Origin of the sequence: Wolbachia pipientis, from assembly GCA_023052945.1 — a bacterium.
Lineage (GTDB): Bacteria > Pseudomonadota > Alphaproteobacteria > Rickettsiales > Anaplasmataceae > Wolbachia.
The window spans coordinates 1487270-1507540 of record CP095495.1; the positions used below are offsets into that span (position 1 = coordinate 1487270).

Annotated in this window: 18 protein-coding genes, 1 tRNA gene and 3 pseudogenes; 5 read left to right on the forward strand and 17 right to left on the reverse strand. The window is 35.5% G+C overall.

Annotation, left to right across the window (positions count from 1 at the left end):
- Positions 1-61: 61 nt before the first annotated feature.
- The 3 genes and pseudogenes from MWH06_07370 to MWH06_07380 form a co-directional block, all read right to left on the reverse strand.
- A complete protein-coding gene (locus MWH06_07370; GenBank protein ID UPA55032.1) occupies positions 62-1027 on the reverse strand; it encodes a hypothetical protein in 966 nt (321 codons plus the stop codon).
- An 11-nt stretch (positions 1028-1038) separates the two neighbouring features.
- Positions 1039-2460 (reverse strand): Asp-tRNA(Asn)/Glu-tRNA(Gln) amidotransferase subunit GatB, encoded by a 1422-nt coding sequence (gene gatB, locus MWH06_07375; protein ID UPA55033.1) that lies wholly within the window; start codon positions 2458-2460, stop codon positions 1039-1041.
- Between the two features lie 767 nt (positions 2461-3227).
- Positions 3228-4043, reverse strand: a pseudogene (locus MWH06_07380) (transposase).
- Positions 4044-4324: 281 nt separating this feature from the next.
- Here MWH06_07380 and ruvX point away from each other — a divergent pair.
- Positions 4325-4792, forward strand: a complete 468-nt coding sequence (ruvX, locus tag MWH06_07385) for a Holliday junction resolvase RuvX (protein UPA55034.1) — start codon at positions 4325-4327, stop codon at positions 4790-4792.
- 44 nt (positions 4793-4836) lie between these two features.
- On the opposite strand, the gene ruvC is transcribed toward ruvX, so the two are convergent.
- The 13 genes from ruvC to pheS all read right to left on the reverse strand — a co-directional run bounded on the left by ruvC (position 4837) and on the right by pheS (position 13615).
- Positions 4837-5325: a crossover junction endodeoxyribonuclease RuvC gene (gene ruvC, locus MWH06_07390; protein ID UPA55035.1), complete on the reverse strand. Its 489-nt coding sequence runs from the start codon at positions 5323-5325 to the stop codon at positions 4837-4839.
- On the reverse strand, positions 5326-6153 hold the full coding sequence (locus tag MWH06_07395; protein UPA55036.1) for a cytochrome c oxidase subunit 3: 828 nt from the start codon (positions 6151-6153) through the stop codon (positions 5326-5328).
- 113 nt (positions 6154-6266) lie between these two features.
- Positions 6267-7082 (reverse strand): transposase, encoded by an 816-nt coding sequence (locus MWH06_07400; GenBank protein ID UPA55037.1) that lies wholly within the window; start codon positions 7080-7082, stop codon positions 6267-6269.
- A 67-nt stretch (positions 7083-7149) separates the two neighbouring features.
- Complete coding sequence (locus MWH06_07405; GenBank protein UPA55038.1) at positions 7150-7818, reverse strand: TenA family transcriptional regulator; 669 nt, start codon at positions 7816-7818, stop codon at positions 7150-7152.
- A gap of 43 nt (positions 7819-7861) precedes the next feature.
- Positions 7862-8374 (reverse strand): TenA family transcriptional regulator, encoded by a 513-nt coding sequence (locus MWH06_07410; protein UPA55039.1) that lies wholly within the window; start codon positions 8372-8374, stop codon positions 7862-7864.
- On the reverse strand, positions 8374-8535 hold the full coding sequence (locus MWH06_07415; GenBank protein UPA55040.1) for a hypothetical protein: 162 nt from the start codon (positions 8533-8535) through the stop codon (positions 8374-8376). Before MWH06_07415 ends, MWH06_07410 begins: the two co-directional genes overlap by 1 nt.
- A gap of 125 nt (positions 8536-8660) precedes the next feature.
- On the reverse strand, positions 8661-9833 hold the full coding sequence (gene metK / locus MWH06_07420; GenBank protein ID UPA55041.1) for a methionine adenosyltransferase: 1173 nt from the start codon (positions 9831-9833) through the stop codon (positions 8661-8663).
- Positions 9834-9897: 64 nt separating this feature from the next.
- Positions 9898-9974, reverse strand: a tRNA-Ile gene (locus MWH06_07425).
- A gap of 9 nt (positions 9975-9983) precedes the next feature.
- Complete coding sequence (gene rpmA / locus MWH06_07430; GenBank protein ID UPA55042.1) at positions 9984-10253, reverse strand: 50S ribosomal protein L27; 270 nt, start codon at positions 10251-10253, stop codon at positions 9984-9986.
- Positions 10254-10263: 10 nt separating this feature from the next.
- Positions 10264-10566, reverse strand: a complete 303-nt coding sequence (rplU, locus tag MWH06_07435; protein UPA55043.1) for a 50S ribosomal protein L21 — start codon at positions 10564-10566, stop codon at positions 10264-10266.
- 403 nt (positions 10567-10969) lie between these two features.
- Positions 10970-11230 carry a hypothetical protein gene (locus MWH06_07440; protein ID UPA55044.1) on the reverse strand — a complete coding sequence of 87 codons (261 nt, stop codon included), beginning with the start codon at positions 11228-11230 and terminating at the stop codon, positions 10970-10972.
- A 48-nt stretch (positions 11231-11278) separates the two neighbouring features.
- On the reverse strand, positions 11279-12517 hold the full coding sequence (glmU, locus tag MWH06_07445; protein UPA55045.1) for a bifunctional UDP-N-acetylglucosamine diphosphorylase/glucosamine-1-phosphate N-acetyltransferase GlmU: 1239 nt from the start codon (positions 12515-12517) through the stop codon (positions 11279-11281).
- A gap of 54 nt (positions 12518-12571) precedes the next feature.
- Entirely contained in the window at positions 12572-13615 is a 1044-nt protein-coding gene (gene pheS / locus MWH06_07450) for a phenylalanine--tRNA ligase subunit alpha (protein UPA55046.1), read from the reverse strand.
- A 140-nt stretch (positions 13616-13755) separates the two neighbouring features.
- Here pheS and MWH06_07455 point away from each other — a divergent pair.
- The 4 genes and pseudogenes from MWH06_07455 (at position 13756) to MWH06_07470 (ending at position 18743) form a co-directional block, all read left to right on the forward strand.
- A pseudogene (locus MWH06_07455) lies at positions 13756-14687 on the forward strand (hypothetical protein).
- Between the two features lie 430 nt (positions 14688-15117).
- Positions 15118-16086 carry a reverse transcriptase N-terminal domain-containing protein gene (locus MWH06_07460; GenBank protein ID UPA55047.1) on the forward strand — a complete coding sequence of 323 codons (969 nt, stop codon included), beginning with the start codon at positions 15118-15120 and terminating at the stop codon, positions 16084-16086.
- Between the two features lie 511 nt (positions 16087-16597).
- On the forward strand, positions 16598-17845 hold the full coding sequence (gene ltrA / locus MWH06_07465; GenBank protein ID UPA55048.1) for a group II intron reverse transcriptase/maturase: 1248 nt from the start codon (positions 16598-16600) through the stop codon (positions 17843-17845).
- Between the two features lie 139 nt (positions 17846-17984).
- Positions 17985-18743, forward strand: coding sequence for a hypothetical protein (locus MWH06_07470; GenBank protein UPA55049.1), 759 nt, complete (start codon positions 17985-17987; stop codon positions 18741-18743).
- A gap of 352 nt (positions 18744-19095) precedes the next feature.
- Here the strand turns inward: MWH06_07470 and MWH06_07475 are convergent.
- A pseudogene (locus MWH06_07475) lies at positions 19096-19910 on the reverse strand (transposase).
- Positions 19911-20271 lie beyond the last annotated feature (361 nt).

The window sequence follows — 20271 nt, forward strand, 5'->3', positions numbered from 1 at the left end:
CCCTCATCTACTGCGCAGCTTTTGCACTTAGTTTGCCCTTTTATGAACATCCTTTGTGTCTCTACGGCACACTGTCTGCTACCTCTTCTCCTATTCTATTGACTTTTTCCTCTATTCTATCTGCTTTTTCATTTACTTTCTTTACTTCTTCCTCTATCTTACCTAAAGTACTAGCCCACAGCTCAACTTCTTCGAAAAGCTTTTCACCTTCTTTACGTGAAAAAAAACTCCCTTTTATATCTTTTACCCAGTCCGATATTTTCTTCAGAAGATCATTGCAAAAGATTTCATTGCCACCAATATAGCCGTATCTTTCGGCCAACCTACTACTCAACTTACCTTTAAACAATTCTCTTAGCTGATCTTCATTGGGTAAATTAACCACAAACACCAGTTCATTTAAAAAGTCTTCTATTTCTTTATCGCTGACTTCTCTGCCTATCTCACGTTTTATAAAACCCATATTTTGCTTCAAGTATTGAGCAATACTACCGCCCGAATCATTAATTCTATATCTTGCACCATTGCCTATATCCAGAAACTCATCTTGTATATCTATCTTTACAACTGAAACCTCTTTTCCTTCATTTTCTCCACTTAACATCATTCTTAGCTTTCTCACTGCATGTTGTGTTGAATCTGCGAAATCAAAATCAATATTCGTAGCAATAATAAAATCCTTTATTTCACTCTTGAATTTTCCATTACTTTTGATTTTTAAATAGGCAGCAAAGTATTTTAACAAGTTAAACTTACCACTTTTTGTTAATAAGCTACCTACACTGATTTTTTTAGTCCCATTTTGGCTGTGCTTGACTTGTGCAAACTTATGTACTACAGCTTTATTTTCCTCACGCTGGAGAACAACATCATCAAAACCTTTAGCTGACTTTAGTTCTGTGGCTAGGTAGAAAGGACATTTTTTATCCATCACATCCATGAGAGATATTATGAGCACCAACTCTTGATAGGTAATACCATGGTAAATGCGTTTGAACCCCCAAGTAGAATCATCTTCTAGATACATTACCCCTGTTTTTATCCTAATCTTTCACTCAAAATTAAATTCACCACATCAGTGCTGGCTTTTCCCTTGGTAAGTTTCATGACTTCGCCGACAAAGAATCCGTATAATCTTGTTTTACCGCTTTTGTATTCTTGAACTTTATCTTGGTTGCTATTGATGATTTTGTCGATTATTTCTGATATTTGCCCTCTATCAGTTATTTGCTTTAGGTCCTGCTCTTCTATGATAAGAGATGCAGGTTTGCCAGTTTCAAACATAATATCAAAAACTTGTTTACCAAGTTTAGCAGAGATCGTTCCATCAACGATAAAATCTAAGAGTTCGGACAAAGCATTTGCTTTGATTGGGGAGCTCACAATATCAATATTTGCTTTATTTAAACGACCGAAAAGCTCTACAGTTAACCAGGTGACCGCGAGCTTTGAATCATGTTTTTTTATCAATTCCTCAAAGTAATCAGCAATCGCCTTACCGGAAGTAATGACGTTTGCATCGTATTCATTGATACCTAATTCCTCAATGTATCGCAGCTTTTTTTGATCTGGTAACTCAGGCAAAGATGATTTAATAGAATCAATTTCCTCCTGGCTTACCTCAACAGGTAATAAATCAGGCTCAGGGAAATACCTATAGTCGCTTGCATCCTCTTTGCTTCTCATCACTTTTGTTTTTCCCAAAGCGACATCAAACAATAAGGTATCTTGACTTATTTCTTCCCCACTTTCTAAAATTTCAATTTGTCTTTGTATTTCATAGTCTATAGCTTGCACGATATAACGTATCGAGTTTAGATTTTTTATTTCACAGCGGGTGCCAAGTATGCTACTGCCTTTTAGGCGGACAGAAACATTTGCATCACAACGAAGTGATCCCTTTTCCATATCACCATCACATGAACCAATGTAACGCAAAATCTGCCTCAATTTTTTCATGCATTCTTCAGCTTCCGCAGATGAACGGAGATCTGGCTCTGAAACAATTTCCATTAAAGCAACCCCTGCACGATTTAAATCCACATAAGTTTTGCTTTCCTCATGAACGCTCTTCCCTGCATCTTGCTCTAAATGAATTCTCGCAATTCTTATTTCCTTTTCATTGTCGTTGATAAATACTCTACCATTTTTAACTATTGGCTCAAAAAACTGGGTTATCTGGTAACCTTGCGGTAAATCAGGATAAAAATAATTTTTTCGATCAAAGTAAGAACACTTATTAATTTCTGCAGAAAGTGCAAGACCGGTGCGTATTGCTTGCTCTATGCAGTAATAATTTAGTATTGGCAGCGTACCTGGCATTGCCGCATCAACTAGAGAAACTTGAGTGTTATGCTCAGTACCAAACTCCGTTGATGAGCTAGAAAATAGCTTCGTATTAGAAGAAACTTGAGCGTGCACCTCAAGCCCAATTACCGCTTCCCAATCCTCTTTTGTCATGTATTTTATTTAAAATGATAATCTTAATATTCTGCAAAATTAACACAAAAAGTCAAAACAAAACTCATGTTAGCTAAGTGGTATGCAACCCGTAGAAACAGAACGAAAAATTAAATGAAAAAATTACTTTACAAACTCCGCCAGCCCCCTTATCATGAAAGTGAAGCTATTTTATTTAACTTCGCAATCTCTGCAGCAGATTAAAATGACAAGAAAACTTGTATTTGGCGTACTATTGTTTAATTTTTTGCACTATGTGCACCGTATGTCTTTATAAAATTTCTAGGTTTTTACCTACATAAGCTGAAACGCGCTTATAGAGCGTTCAAGACATTACCCAACGTCAAATTTTAAAATAGAGAGTGTAATAACTAGCTACCACGGGTTTTCTATGCCTTTTTTTTCTGCCTAGTAAATTTCTTAAATATTAAAGCTAAGGTTAGTTGCCGTTTAAAAGCAGCTAAATTGCAGCGTTTAAGACTTAAAAAACGCCAATACTGAAAATAGACAATGACTAGGGCTTCTTTTGCCTTTTTTTTCGCTTGGTAAATTTCTTAATATTTATAGCTAGCATGAACAAACATTTGAGAGTAACTTTCGCTAGTAGGGTGTCATCCCAGTGCGTGACACTGGGATCTAATTTTTTATGCAAAATTATTATATTTATATACTTGCAAATAGATACAATTTGAAATAATTTATACTATAGACCTGCTGCGAATCAAGCGATAAAAAAAGGAAAGGAGGGTGACTAAAATCAAGGTTAACTAAAAGGCGTGCTTAAGATTTACAATACCAGCAATAATATTGAACCTCAGGTTATATTTTTTCTGAAAATTGCGATAAACATTTGACATAATCTTAAATATCTTTATCTCTCGGATCTTGTTTTCTACTCTCATTCTAAATGATGCTAATCTTCTATTATGCTCTGGAGTTAATGGCTTTTTACGATACTTTTTATATGGAATTATAACATTGCTTTGCAATTTTTGCCAACCTTGATATCCAGAATCGGCATGTTTTATGCTATCAAGTGGTAAATATTTTTCTTGTTTCCTTATGCGGAAATCACTAATTCTACCACGGTATGACTTTGACACTGATAAAATTCTTCCTCCTTCTTCGATAATAATCTCAGTTTTCATAGTGTTGGTTCTTTTTTTTCCTGAATATGATTTCTTCCGTTTTTTACTATCTTCTGGTCTCTGTATTTGCTGTTCTGTAACATCAGCCAAAATCTTCAGTATTTTTTCTGGCGTCATACTTCTATCTTTTGTTATAGTCACTTTTTTGGCGAGTAATGGCTCTATTCTCTTAAGTAACCTACATACATTTGCGTTGTGTACATTGAATAGGCATCCTAAAAATCTATGTGTTATGTAAGTGCGATAGTACAAAATTACGCAAAACAACTTATCTTCCAGAGTTGGTAGTTTTGATCTTCTACCATGACACTTTTTCTGTTTTTCCTATCCAGACCTCACTTTTTCCACTACTTTTTCGAACTCCTCTATAGTTAAACCTGTTATATTACGAAAGTTTCTTGGGTATTTTTTCATATTATAGTAACTAAAGCTCATTTTTTTTCCTTACTTGATCTGCTTATTCTTCTTCTACCTCTCTCACATCATTTTTTCAATCACCTTTTTCAGCAGGTCTATAGATCCCAGTGTCAAGCACTGGAATGACATCATAGGGGCACTGCCCTTTTGGATGGAAACCAGTGTCAGCTACTTAGTTTGGGTTATGCAAGAAGTCTATTGCATTCCTGAGCAATTTGATTCATTATTCTTTTTGCAAAAAATTTTCTTAACTTTCTCTCCACTTTTTTGGTAAGGTCACTTTAAAGGAAGTCTAATAGATGCTACATAGAAATCCAGATGAGTTTCTAAAGTCTATTCCAAAAGATAAGCGCATAATGTGCCTTGACATGGGAGAAAAGCAAATAGGCATAGCATTTAGCGATAAAACACAGCTCATAGCCACAGCTCATAGCATATATCACAGAAAAAATATGAGCAAAGATTTAGGTTATCTGCATAGAATATTCAAAGAAAATGAATCTGGATCAATGGTAATAGGACTACCATTAAAAATGGACGAGCAAGAAACTAAATGGTGTAAAACTATAATCCAATTCGCAAATAAAATAATAAAAAAATATAAAGTAAATATATACTTACAAGACGAAAGCTTCTCAACATCTATCGCAACTCATACACTAAAAATTACTGGAATATCAATCACAAAATCGAAAAAAATAGATGATAAAATCTCCGCATGTATTATTTTGCAACGAACGTTAGACAAGATAAATACAATCAAATAGTTTTTCCAGATCTGGAAATCTTCAAACTGAATCCCATATAAAAGTTACTCAACAAAACAAGAACCTTTCGTATAAGCATGACAAATTGCTACAGCAAGAGCGTCAGCAGCATGGTGGCATTTTATACTCAAATTTTTAACTATTTGCTTCACCATAAATATAATCTGATCCTTATCAGCATGGCCATTTCCGGTAATGCTTTTTTTTACATAGTTTGCATCATATTCATTCATAGTTAGCTTTGTTATTTTTAACGCTAAAATTACAACCCCTCTTGCATATCCTAAAGTTAGTGAAGATTTAGGATTTTTATTAACAAAAATTTTCTCCACCGCAGCTTCATTCGGAGAGTATAGGGAAATTACTTTCTTTAATTGTTCAAAAATTATATGTAGGCGTTCACCTGTACCCAATTTACCATCAGTTGATATGGTACCGCCGCCCAAAAATTCAATATTATTTTTTTCGTTCAGGCTGATAATGGCCCACCCAGTCTTGCTTATTCCTGGATCTAGACCTATTATTTTAACCACTTAATAAACGCTTAACCAATAGACAAACAAAAATAAAAATATCCAGACTACATCTACAAAGTGCCAATACCAGGAGGCAAACTCAAAGCACAAATGGTCCTGAAGTGTAAATTGGCCTTTCCGTGCTCTAAATAAACACACTGATAAAAATATTATTCCTATTATAACGTGTGCGCAGTGAAAACCGGTAATCATATAAAAATTGGATGTATAAATAAGCTTTTCTCCTGTTTCTTGTAGAGAAAAACTCGCTTCATGATACTCTATTGCTTGCACTATTATAAAAAAAACTCCAAGCAATATAGTTATGGACAGCATTTTAATCATGCTCTTTTTATCATTTTTAAGTAAAGAGTGATTTGCCCAAGTAATTGTTGTACCAGAAAGCAATAATATTAACGTATTCATGAACGGTAGTGACCACGGATCAGGTGGCAAAATTCCCTCAGGGGGCCATTCAACTTTTTTTGCAGGAGAAAACGCCTCAAATAAAAAAACTGGATCAAGCCAGGCTTTAAAGAATGAACAAAAGAACACTATAAAAAATACGACCTCCGAGAGAATAAATAAGTACATTGCAAATTTGAGTCCATGTTTTACAATGGCAGTGTGACATTTGTCATAAATGGCCTCCCTTATTACATCTCTCCACCAATAAAACAGCACCCCTGATACTGCAAAGATTCCCAAAACTAAACAAAACACTCCGAAAATTTGTTTATGAAGCGCGCCAACTAATCCAAGTGCAAGAATAAGAATTGCTGCTGATATAGCAATTGGCCAAGGGCTTGGATCCACTAAATGAAAATCATGTTCTTTACTTTTCATAGCATTTTAAAAAATACTTACTAAGGATACAAATTAGCTTAAAATTGTCAATAGACCTGCTGCGAATCAAGCGATAAAAAAAAGGAAAGGAGGGTGACTAAAATCAAGGTTAACTAAAAGGCGTGCTTAAGATTTACAATACCAGCAATAATATTGAACCTCAGGTTATATTTTTTCTGAAAATTGCGATAAACATTCGACATAATCTTAAATATCTTTATCTCTCGGATCTTGTTTTCTACTCTCATTCTAAATGATGCTAATCTTCTATTATGCTCTGGAGTTAATGGCTTTTTACGATACTTTTTATATGGAATTATAACATTGCTTTGCAATTTTTGCCAACCTTGATATCCAGAATCGGCATGTTTTATGCTATCAAGTGGTAAATATTTTTCTTGTTTCCTTATGCGGAAATCACTAATTCTACCACGGTATGACTTTGACACTGATAAAATTCTTCCTCCTTCTTCGATAATAATCTCAGTTTTCATAGTGTTGGTTCTTTTTTTTCCTGAATATGATTTCTTCCGTTTTTTACTATCTTCTGGTCTCTGTATTTGCTGTTCTGTAACATCAGCCAAAATCTTCAGTATTTTTTCTGGCGTCATACTTCTATCTTTTGTTATAGTCACTTTTTTGGCGAGTAATGGCTCTATTCTCTTAAGTAACCTACATACATTTGCGTTGTGTACATTGAATAGGCATCCTAAAAATCTATGTGTTATGTAAGTGCGATAGTACAAAATTACGCAAAACAACTTATCTTCCAGAGTTGGTAGTTTTGATCTTCTACCATGACACTTTTTCTGTTTTTCCCATCCAGACCTCACTTTTTCCACTACTTTTTCGAACTCCTCTATAGTTAAACCTGTTATATTACGAAAGTTTCTTGGGTGTTTTTTCATATTATAGTAACTAAAGCTCATTTTTTTCCTTACTTGATCTGCTTATTCTTCTTCTACCTCTCTCACATCATTTTTTCAATCACCTTTTTCAGCAGGTCTTATGTTCCTTAGGAAATTGATTGAACCTTGAAAAATTATATGCACCGTTCAAAAAATCTAACACAAATTGTGCAGTTATTCTAAACAACTCAAGCATTTTGCTCTTTTCATTTTCTCTTGCTCTGCTGCAATATCCATCAATAATATTTTCCAAAATAACACATCCAGACTTTACTGAATCACTGTAACAAAAATAAAACCAATCCCTATATCTATTATTTTTTTTGAATCTATTTTTCATGCTATCAACGACAGTCTTGTATATAAACATGCAAGAATACAAAACCGTCATAGCCTCATAGGTATTACTATACGAGATGGATAAAAGAAAATTAGTGAAATTAAAACACTCAAGAGATTTCTTTCCACGACTTATACCGTACATAGTAAAGTAGTAGTCATATAGCACTCTATTAACAGTCACTGCTCTTTGGGCTACTTCAGTAAGCGAGATAATATTACTATAATCTTCCATTTTGGATGCAGTAATTAAGGTGGTACGAATATAATCACCTAAGAACAACGTCTTTTGTTGAGCATAGAATTTGAAGTTCTCTATATTTAGGGTGTTATCCGCCAACTTAACATTAAAAGGATGCTCAATTATATCCTTTAAAAGATTTGACCCGTAACAGCTCCTAATTACGCCACTGAACACTGTAGTTACCGATAAAGATCAAGTCAACGTAAATAATCCTCTGCTAATATTCTTTGCTAGATATATTAGAGTAATACATCTCGTCCCAGAATATTACCTGAAGTTCTAATCCGTTATAAAAAAACTCGAGCATCTTTTTCTTCTCCTTATTACTAGATTCTCTATACAGCTTATTCACAATCTCAGTTATAGCATTAGCTGTGTTATCCACTATATTAGTATTATAGAGATTAATCCATTTTTTATACTTATTGCTTGAAGGAATGCTATCTTTTACCGTATGTTGAAAGGTGATCTGACACATACCAAAACATGGATAAGAAGCTGCTAAGCCTTCAGCTACTGAATTATGGTATGCAGCACGCATGAAGAAATCAATAAAGGCAGAACTAGATTTCGATCTTTTGTGATTATCGGATGAGTTACATTCTGTAAACTGCTCCTTACATAGACTTCGCATACTGAATATTTTACGAGCTATAAAGGTTAATTTATCCATTGTTTCAATATCATTAGCTCTAGCTGCAATAATTAAAAAAGCACGAGTGCAATCCACTAAGCATAAAAAGTCTGTTGAACGTAGAACTTGAACTTCTTATAACTTAATTTGCCATTCATCAATTCAACATAAAAAGGATGTTCTTCTATTCTATCAATAAGATCAGATGATTCTTTTATAGCTATGCTACAGAATTCTTCTTCTATTCCGCTATACATTTTCTGAGCCTCACAATAAAAACTGAATATAATAATTATCACTAATATAGTATAATTATTATGAAAAAGCAATTATACTTCAACAATAAGCTAGTATATAAATATGAGGCTGTAAATCAAAAATTTTAGCAATCTAAAGAAATTTTACTATTACCTTCTATATTGAATTCTCTACAAAGATCAGCAGACAAGTTCATGCTTTCCCAAGAAAATCCACCGTCATTTTCTGACTCTTTACCAAAATGTCCATAACAGGCTGTACGTTTATATATAGGGCGATTAAGCAATAAATGCTTGATTATGCCTTTTGTTGATAAATCTATACTATTCTCGATAAACTCTTTAATTACTCTTTCCTCCACCGCATTCGTACCAAATGTATCAATATAGAATGAAGTAGGTTTTGATACACCAATTGCATAAGAAAGCTGCACAAGACAACGTTCAGCTAAACCCGCAAAGACAATATTTTTAGCAAGGTATCTTGCCATATAAGCTGCAGATCTATCAACTTTGGTTGCATCTTTTCCGGAAAATGCCCCTCCACCGTGTGGAATATAACCTCCATAGGTATCAACCATAATTTTTCGTCCGGTTAATCCACAATCACTAACCGGTCCACCAATAACAAATCTACCAGTTGGATTGACTAAGAGATTTTCCTCAGGACATATCCACCCTTTAGGTAAAGATGAAACTATGTAAGGATAAATTATTTCTTTTACTTTTGATTGATCCAAATCCTCAGGGTGCTGTATTGAGACAATAATACTTTCAGCACGTACCGGGAGGTTATTCTCATATGCCAAAGTGATTTGTGATTTTGCATCCGGACCAAGCTTTGCTTCTTTAACTGCGCTCATAATATTTTTCAGAATCGAGTGTGCATAAAAAATGGGTGCTGGCATAAGGTTTTCTGTCTCTGTTGTTGCATAGCCATACATTATGCCCTGATCCCCAGCACCTCGATTCAACCCTATTGCAATGTCATTTGATTGCTCATGCAGCAGTATATTTACTTTCACTTTTCTCCAGTGGAAACCATCATGCTCATAACCAATATCTTTTATTGTATTCCGTACAATACTTTCAATCCTGCTATTTTTGATGTTAGGTCCGAATACTTCCCCAGCTATAATAACGTTATCTTTGGTGACTAAAGTCTCTATTGCAGCTCGCGCAAAAGGATCAGTGAAAAGGTATTCATCAAGTATTGCATCTGAAATTTGATCTGCTACTTTATCTGGATGACCAGCCGCCACTGACTCACTGGTTACTAAATTTTTATATAAACTCATGCTTTAGGTTTCTGCTTATACAATACCAAAACCACTATAAAAAACACAGTTAGTAATTACTAAATGGTGGGCCTGGGAAGAGTTGAACCTCCGACCTCACGCTTATCAGGCGTGCGCTCTAACCACCTGAGCTACAGACCCCTGATTTATTCAAGCTGAAGCTTTCATATTATCTGTAGGCAAGATATCAATAAAAGTCTTTTTATTTGCTGACCTTCTAAAGCTGACCCAGCCTTCTACTTTGGCAAAAATCGTATGATCTTTACCTATACCAACATTCTTCCCAGGATGGAATTTTGTGCCTCTTTGGCGCACAATTGTGTTACCAGGAATAACCTTCCCATTCTTCTTTATTCCTAACCTACGACCTGCTGAATCTCTACCATTACAGGAACTACCACCTGATTTTTTAGTTGCCATATCTTACCTCTTACTTTTGAAGACTAATTTCATTGATACGAAGAACAGTGATATACTGCCTATGACCAGTTTTCCTACGGTAATTTTTTCTTCTCTTTTTCTTAAAGATTATAATTTTTTTATCTCTACACTGCTCCAGTACTTCAGCTTTAACAATAGCATTAGATGGACAAGATAAGCCATTATTTGAAACACAAATCACTTTACTGATCTCCACTTCCTCTTTTTCTTCAGCTTGTAATCTTTCTACTTTGATTATGCTGCCTTCTTTTACTAAATACTGCTTTCCGCCAGTTTCAATTACTGCAAACATGATAAATATCAATTATCGTTATTAATACTAATCGTAAATGATGTTACACATACTGTCAATATAAATAAAAACATGAAATACTTCATCCTCTTTCCTTTGGCAAGTAGTAAAGTTTTAAAACTTTACTACTCTTAAATTCTCTGAGTCTCATGGAAACTTTGCTATGCTAATAAAAGCTTTCAATCGGAGCTTACAAATTAAAACTCATTCCAAGTTCAAACCCATGAGAAAAATTACTGAACTTGTGAAGCTTGTAACCAGCAAAAATATTCGTTCGCTCAGAAAGTGGAAGATTAACACCAGAACCTATTTGGTAGGAAAAAAATCTCCTCCTTCTTGAAACACTGCAGTAATGCCTCCTGCGCCAAAAGTAATATAAGGAGTAATATCCGTACTTTCAAATTTATGATGATAATGAAGCTTTGCCATAAGCCCCCCCCTCTAGTCCAGTGAATTGATACTCACTATTGAGAATAGGTTTGACTACAGGACCAACTGAAATTTTGACGCTATCTGTATAATGATAGCCAAGATCATAATTAATACCAAGATTGCCATATGACGACGAAGTATAGATTCTATCTCTAATCCAATCAACTCCAAAAGACGGTGCTGACAAAGAAATAGCAGGCAATATAGCTACTAAAGTAAGTAGTTTTTTCATTTTTACCCTCCAAATACTGATATATGCATGTATACACATATAATCATTTTACTTTATTTTCTTAATCACTTGTTTTTCTCTTGCTATTGCAAGGCTTTTTTCTGGTACATCTTCAACTATAACACTACCTGCTGCAATTACAGATTCATCATGAATATTAAGTGGCGCAATCAGCGAGCTATTGGAGCCAACAAAGCAATTGCTCCCTATATTCGTTTCATGTTTATTTTTCCCATCATAATTACAAACAATAGTACCTGCTCCTATATTACTCCTCTGCCCTACTTTAGCATTTCCTATATAACTTAAGTGTTTTATTCTAGTGTTTTGACCAACTTCACTTGTTTTCACTTCCACAAAATTTCCTATTTTTGCCTTATTACCAATTGTTGTGTTTCCGCGTATTCTGGTAAATGGACCGACCTCAGCATTACTTTTAATTAAGCAGTTTTTTAAATGCGAAAATGGCAGTATTTTCGCACCAGACTCTATTTTCACTCCAGTACCGAAAAAAACATATGGGTAAATAACTGAATCTCTGGCAATTTGCGTATCAAGAGAAAAGAAAACAGCCTCTGGAGCAACAAGCGTTACTCCAGAGTTGGTAAAAAATTTTCTTTTGTTTTCTTGAAAGTAAAATTCAGCTTTTATAAGGTCATTTCTGTTATTTATTCCCGTTGCCTCTTCTCCACCGGTAATAACGTGACCGACATTTAAATTACTCTTCACTGCAATGGAAACTATATCGGTCAAGTAATATTCATGAGTTGAGCTATTGTACTCTATTTTCTCCACCAATTCACGTAAATTCTTTGCACATGCAACCATTATTCCAGCATTTGCAAGAAACTCTTCGTGATTATTTTTATCACTCTTTGCTTCTACGATTTCTCTTAAGGAACCATTCTCAATAATTAACCTACCGTATTCTTTATTGCTTGTCCTAAAACCTAGGCAAACTAGAGCCTTGCCTTCTAAGCAACTAACCATTTTAGTTATTGTGCTGCTTTTTATGAGTGGGGTATCTCCATACTGCACAATAATTATGCTCGAATCTGGCAATTCTTTCAGGTTTCTCATCGCAGTTTTGACTGCATCTCCCGTGCCAAGTGTTAATTCTTGTGTAATTAACTGTATATCCTCAAAGTACTTTAGTCTTTCAATTAAAGGCTGATCAACTACAACAGCAATATTTTCAGGATTTAACTGTTTTGCATTGTAAATGACATGCTGGAGCATAGAAAAACTGCCTATTTTGTGTAGGACCTTAGGCAAATCTGAATTCATCCGCCTGCCATGCCCGGCAGCAAGTATGATGAAAGTATGAGCTTTATTTATCACTTATCTTAAAGATGAGAAATGAAAACCATAATGATCAAGCCAACTGATTTTGTTATCGTAAAAGCTTCTTAGGTCACTGATTTGATATTTTAGCATCGCAAGCCTTTCTATACCAATGCCAAACGCAAAACCGTTGTACTTAGTATGGTCTATTCCAACATTTTGAAAGACATTTGGATGCACCATACCACATCCGAGCACCTCTATCCATTTACTACCTTTACAACTTATATCCACTTCCGCAGAGGGTTCAGTAAAAGGGAAAAAACTATTACGAAAACGTATCTTCAGCCCTTTATCGCCAAAGAACTTATTAAGGAAGTGATGAATAGTAAATTTTAACTGGCCCATATTGACACTTTCATCGACATATAACCCTTCTATCTGATGAAACATAGGAGTGTGAGTTGCATCAAAGTCGTTTCTGTATACTCTACCTGCGGCTACTATTTTAATTGGGAAATTTTTTGTTTTTTCCATGGTTCTAATCTGCACAGATGAGGTGTGAGTGCGCAGTACCATTCTTTTATCATCTATTTTATTCTTTAAGTAGAAGGTATCTTGCTCCTCTCGCGCAGGATGATGACTTGGAGTATTCAGTGCATCAAATACATGAAACTCATCTTCAATGTCAGGGCCATCAACTGCTTTAAAACCCATATGTGCAAAAATAAGCTTTACTTCATTTATAACTTTACTGAGTGGATGGACCTTGCCCATTTTTTCTGGTCTAACGGGCAACGTGATATCAACCGCCTCGTTCTGCAATTTAAAGTTAGCTTCTTCGGCTTTTAGTATATTTTCCTTATTCGTTATAAGCTGATCTAGCTTATTACGTAAAACATTGATAACTTCGCCTAAATTGCGCTTTCTTCCTGCATCTTCTATCTCTTTTAAGTTGTCAAAATAAGCTTTAATTACACCCTTTTTTCCCAAATATGATAGCCTGACTTTTTCTAAATCTTGTAAAGAAGAAGCATTCTCAATTTCAGAGACCGCTTTATCTTCAAGTGAAGGTATTTCATTCAGTAGCTCTTTATTCATCTTAGAAACGCTGGCTTAAACTTTAATTATAGTAAAATCTTGAATAGCATCAACAATCTAAAAACTGTCCCATTTTAATTATTAATTTATTGACCATTTTTTTTATTTACCTTTGCGTTGATGAATTTGCTGTATCAACCATGCACAACAGTGACACTGAAACTTATAATACGTACAAAATAGAGGATTTACCTAAGTTCTTTAAGGAAAGATCCAAAAACATAAGTAAAGCATTTTCTAGCAAAATAATTAAGATCAGTACCATTCGCTCGAGAAGTGTTGAAAGTAATATACAAGAATTTTCATTTGAGCTAACAGCAACAGATAAAGACACTTTTAATACAAGACCATTTCAAATAAAATCTTTAATTGATTTTTTTAAATCTGCCTTTCTCGGGAAAAAAATTTTACAGTCAACATAAAAGTACCAAAAGAAAGCAGTGAATTATATAATAACTACTGTAAAACTAATAGTGATAAAACTGTAGAAGAATTCATAAGTAATGCTCCGCCTCAAATCCTTCTGCAAGGAATAACAATAATACTACAAACAGACGTTAAAAACATTAACCTGGATAACTCGCACAGAATTGAGTCGTTCTTGAATAAGAAGCTAAAACATGCAGAAAAAACTGAAAATGAGGAACAGAGTCAAGTTACACTACAACTAAAAGAAGCAGAAAATAAAGACAGACAAGAACAGAGTGAAACTAAGCAAAAAAACGCACAAAATAGACAAATTGTACCATTTACAGGCTCGTTTGGCTTTAACATAGCAAGCAAAGTAAATTGTAAAGCTCCAGTGGTTACTGCTGCAATAAAAGCTAATATACCAAAATATAGAATCTTCCTTCCCTTACCCAATTTTTTTAATGATGTAATAAGGTTATCCCTTTTAAGAACACCAAAACCTTCTATACAGAGCAACAATATACCATTTGGTGTCATTCCAGCGCTTGACGCTGGAATCCAGAAAAAAAAAGAAAAATGGACCCCAGTGTCAGCTACTTGGATGACAAGTAGTATAGGAAATCCAATGCCTCAAGAAGTGGAACGGGATATAGGTCAAAGTGCGATCCGAATAGTCGTGGTTTTGTGATGGTTAAATTCCATCTTCCCTAGACATCGGGGATAATGTATGTCTCACATCTTGGAGAATGGCAACCTCTGGGATGCAAGCATGAGACAAAAGCAGGTAATACCTAACCTTTATGGTAAATCCCTGCAAACAGAGTTAGATATGGTTACGAGAGGAACTTATGTTTGAATTGTCGTCAATATCAATATGCGAAATAAGGTTGATACGCATGGACCAAAATGGTATGAAGCACAAGAAGAATCAAGGTTTTGATGCTTGATTATGGATGTTTTCAGCTTCCGGCAAATAGTAAGAACCTAAGTTTAACGTGAAACGAAACCATGGAACGGAGTAACCACATGGAAGCTCTTATTATTCTTTATTTAAAGGATAATCAAGAAGGTAGCCAACCGAATGCTTCTATGTGGAAGGATTGTTTAAGAAGCTAATGCCCGAAGTAATATTTGGGATATGCAGACGTAAACACTGTAGTTTGGAAGGTAAAGTTGTGAATAGTAATAAATATGTTATAGACCAACAAAATGTTAGGTATAAATGGCGTACAATTCCTTGGCGTAAGTTAGAGAAATTTGTATTCAAGTTACAAAAGCGAATTTACCAAGCTGCAAAGTGTGATGATATCAAGAAGGTACATAAACTTCAAAGATTATTACTTAACTCAATGAGTGCAAAATTGCTAGCTGTTAGAAAGGTAACTCAGGATAACAGAGGAAAGAAGACAGCAGGTATTGATGGAAAGGCTAATCTTAATCAAGAAGAAAGATTGCAATTAGCATATTCTTTGGATATAAGAGAGAAAGCTAAACCATCAAGACGTATTTGGATTCCAAAACCTGGGAAAACTGAGAAAAGGCCGTTAGGCATACCTACTATTTCAGAGAGAGCAAAAGAAACACTTATGAAAATGGCGATAGAACCAGAGTGGGAGGCAAAATTTGAGCCAAACACATATGGTTTTAGACCTGGTAGATCATGTCATGATGCAATAGAGGCTATATTCATAGCTCTTGGAGGTAAGACAGCATTTATATTAGATGCTGATATTTCCGGATGCTTTGACCAAATTGACCAAAACGCCTTGCTAAAGAAACTCAATACCACACCAACTTTTAGAAAGATAATAAGAGGATGGTTGAAGGCAGGTGTTATGGAAGATGGAAAGTTTAAACCCACAAAACGTGGCACTATACAAGGAGGAACGATATCACCGTTACTTGCATGTGTTGCATTATATGGATTAGAACAATATGTCAAACAAGCATTAACAAATGAACTTTTTCAATTTATGAAAAAGAAGCGTGGTCAGGGATCGTATGAAGAGGTAAAACAATCAATAAGCGTAATCTTTTACGCAGATGATTGTGCGCCGTAGAGACACGGGAAGTGTTGAAGCTTGCAGTAGATGAGGGAGGGGCCCCTCGGAGCCGGTTTGCAAGAGCAGGCTTCAAACAGCCATAAGCTGCTTTAGTAAAGAGCTAAGGTAGTGAGCGTTATGGAAAAGGCACAATTATGTGTCATGTATGAAATAGAGAGACGAACGTAAGTGAACCACTGATGAGGTGTCGAAAGCGTAGGGACGACGTCAAAACCAGGGGGTAGTCGTTAACCTGGGATAAATCTACCAGGAGCTTGTTTACTGGGTAGGTGGCGTCCGGCATAAAAGTGGCGTGAATCTATTTTAGGCTACTGCATGGAACTACGGGAACCTGTCGTTTTGATGATAAGGGAGAAGTCCAAAGAGCCGATCTCTGAGGATGAGAGTACCGATGCGAAAAACAGGGGCGGATCAGCTCGTAGTAGTGAAGAAGTTTCTGTAATGGAAATGGAGCGAAGGAGCTGAGTTATTTAGTTTTAATTATTTATCAACCGAAAGGGAGGAGTTAATGAATAAAACAAAGTCTTTTGATATGCCGAAGCAACTTGTTTGGAGAGCTTATAAACAAGTATCGAAGAATAAAGGAGCGGCTGGTGTAGACGAGGTTACGATAACAAAGTTTGAAGAAAATCTAAAAGATAATCTATACAAACTATGGAATCGGATGTCATCCGGAAGTTATTTTCCAGAGCCAGTAAAAGCTGTTGCAATACCGAAAGGTACAGGAGGAGGACAAAGAACTTTATGTGTTCCTTCAGTATCAGATAGGATAGCGCAAACAGCAGCTACAATGTATCTTGAACCGTTAGTAGAGCCGATATTTCATAAGGATTCATATGGTTATAGACCAAATAAGTCTGCATTGGATGCGGTATATACAGCACGGAAGAGATGTTGGAAAAATGATTGGACAATAGATCTTGATATATCTGGATTTTTTGACAATCTGGACCACGATTTAGCACTGCAGGCTATCAAGAAACACACAGACTGCAAATGGGTCATATTGTATGTTGAAAGGTGGATGAAAGTCCCGATTCAGCAAGCAGATGGCAACAAGGTAGCTAGGGATAAAGGAGTTCCGCAAGGAGGTTCAATAAGTCCAATCATCTCAAACATATTTATGCACCATGCATTTGATATGTGGATGAAACAAAATTACCCAACGGTACCATTTGAAAGATGTGTGGATGATGCGATAGTACACTGCAGAACTAAAAGACAGGCAGAGTTTATGAAAGCAATGATTGAAGAAAGATTGGCCAAGTGTAAATTGAAGTTGCGTCCTGAAAAGACACAGATTGTGTACAATAAGGACGACGACAGAAAAGAAGAATATCCCATACAAAGCTTTGATTTTCTAGGCTATACTTTCAGACCTAGAATAGCAAAGAATAAGATGAGGAATTATTTTGTCTCATTTCTACCAGCAATTTGTAACAAAGCCAAAAAGAAGATCAAGAAAACCATAAAGTCATGGAGAATACATCGGGTCACGTGGACCACATTAGAGGAAATATCGAAGAGAATAGATCCAATAGTCAGAGGCTGGTTTCAGTACTATGGCAGGTTTTATAAATCAGAGATGTATCCATCTCTCAGAAATATAGAGAGATACCTCATAAGATGGGTCAGAACCAAGTATAAGAAACTTCGAGATCACGGAAGGCTAGCAAAGCAATTTCTAGGAAAAGTGAGAAAGAGGTCTCCAAATATTTTCTATCACTGGACACTTGGGTTAGGATCAAAAGACTAAATAATGGGAGCTGTATAAACCGAGAGGTTTCCGTACAGTTCTGCGAGAGACTGGTGGGGAAGCTCCGCCGGTCTACTCTCCTTGTCATCATACATGAGAGTGAAGAAATTATTCTTAAGGCGAAAGTTCTGGTTGAAGAATGGTTAAAAACCATAGGTCTAGAGCTAAAGCCATCAAAAACAAGATAACTCATACTCTAAAGGGAGAAAAGCCAGGTTTTGACTTTCTGGGGTTTACGGTAAGACAATATCCAGTAAATCGTGGTAAGAGAAGCCATAAAACAATAATTATGCCAAGTCGCGAATCCGTGAAACAGCATACATGGGTCATCAAACACAAACTGAAGAAATTGCGTGGTGAATCGCAGGGAGCAGTAATAAAACACATTAACCCAATTATTAAAGGATGGTGTCAATATTACACTTCAGTAGTATCATGTAAGATATTTAGTTTGTTAGATCACATTATGTTTGGAAAACTTTGGAAATGGGCAGTATATAAACACCATAACAAAGGAAACCGCTGGATCAAGGAAAAATACTTTAAAAAGTATGGTAACGATAATTGGCGATTTATGACAAGTAATGGAGTAAATCTTACCAGACATGGAGATTACGTTATTAAACGGCATACCAAGGTGAAAGGAACCAAGACACCATATGATGGTGATTGGGTATACTGGAGTAATCGTCTGAAGAGAGTACCAGATAAGCCAACAAGAGTAACAAATTTATTGAAGTTACAACAAGGTAAGTGTGATTATTGTCAACTTTGGTTTAAAAATGATGATATTTTGGAAGTACATCACAAAGACCAAAATAAGAAAAACAATATAACCAAAAACTTATCTTTGTTACATGGACATTGCCATGATAATTTACACAGAAAGTGTGCATGACAAGCACCAAATTGCAGAGGAGCCGTATGACGGTAACCTGTCACGTACGGTTCTGCAGTCGAGTGGGGAGAGGTGACTTTCTCCACTTAGATAACGAAGCTTTGTCAATACTCTTATAAAACGTTACTGTAGTAAATATGTAATGGGGTTATCATAACGCTAACTATATCTCAAATGAATTATCATTACACAATATTAATAATATAGTATTTCCAGCAACCAAAACCAGCAAGCGTGAGAAGAGTTTCTCTTGGGATGGATTGGTCTTGTATCTTGTAAAAAGCATCTAATAGACCTGCTGCGAATCAAGCGATAAAAAAAAGGAAAGGAGGGTGACTAAAATCAAGGTTAACTAAAAGGCGTGCTTAAGATTTACAATACCAGCAATAATATTGAACCTCAGGTTATATTTTTTCTGAAAATTGCGATAAACATTCGACATAATCTTAAATATCTTTATCTCTCGGATCTTGTTTTCTACTCTCATTCTAAATGATGCTAATCTTCTATTATGCTCTGGAGTTAATGGCTTTTTACGATACTTTTTATATGGAATTATAACATTGCTTTGCAATTTTTGCCAACCTTGATATCCAGAATCGGCATGTTTTATGCTATCAAGTGGTAAATATTTTTCTTGTTTCCTTATGCGGAAATCACTAATTCTACCACGGTATGACTTTGACACTGATAAAATTCTTCCTCCTTCTTCGATAATAATCTCAGTTTTCATAGTGTTGGTTCTTTTTTTCCTGAATATGATTTCTTCCGTTTTTTACTATCTTCTGGTCTCTGTATTTGCTGTTCTGTAACATCAGCCAAAATCTTCAGTATTTTTTCTGGCGTCATACTTCTATCTTTTGTTATAGTCACTTTTTTGGCGAGTAATGGCTCTATTCTCTTAAGTAACCTACATACATTTGCGTTGTGTACATTGAATAGGCATCCTAAAAATCTATGTGTTATGTAAGTGCGATAGTACAAAATTACGCAAAACAACTTATCTTCCAGAGTTGGTAGTTTTGATCTTCTACCATGACACTTTTTCTGTTTTTCCCATCCAGACCTCACTTTTTCCACTACTTTTTCGAACTCCTCTATAGTTAAACCTGTTATATTACGAAAGTTTCTTGGGTATTTTTTCATATTATAGTAACTAAAGCTCATTTTTTTCCTTACTTGATCTGCTTATTCTTCTTCTACCTCTCTCACATCATTTTTTCAATCACCTTTTTCAGCAGGTCTATAGATCCCGCTAACACGTAGCGGGATGACGAGATTATCGTCATTCCGCCGCAGACCTTCATACCGCCGCGAACCTTCATACCGCGATTCATTCGCGGTATCTCATCCGCTAACAAAGCAGAATGACAGCGGTCCTTGTATCTTGTAAAAAGCATCTAATGTTTTAAGCTTAAGCATTAGATGGAGAAGGGAAGAACTCTGTCAGCGGTCTTAGATATAGAATCTGTGAGGTAGATAAGAGTTCCCTTCTCAAGAGTACAGGCTGGACGGTATCGTAGAAAAA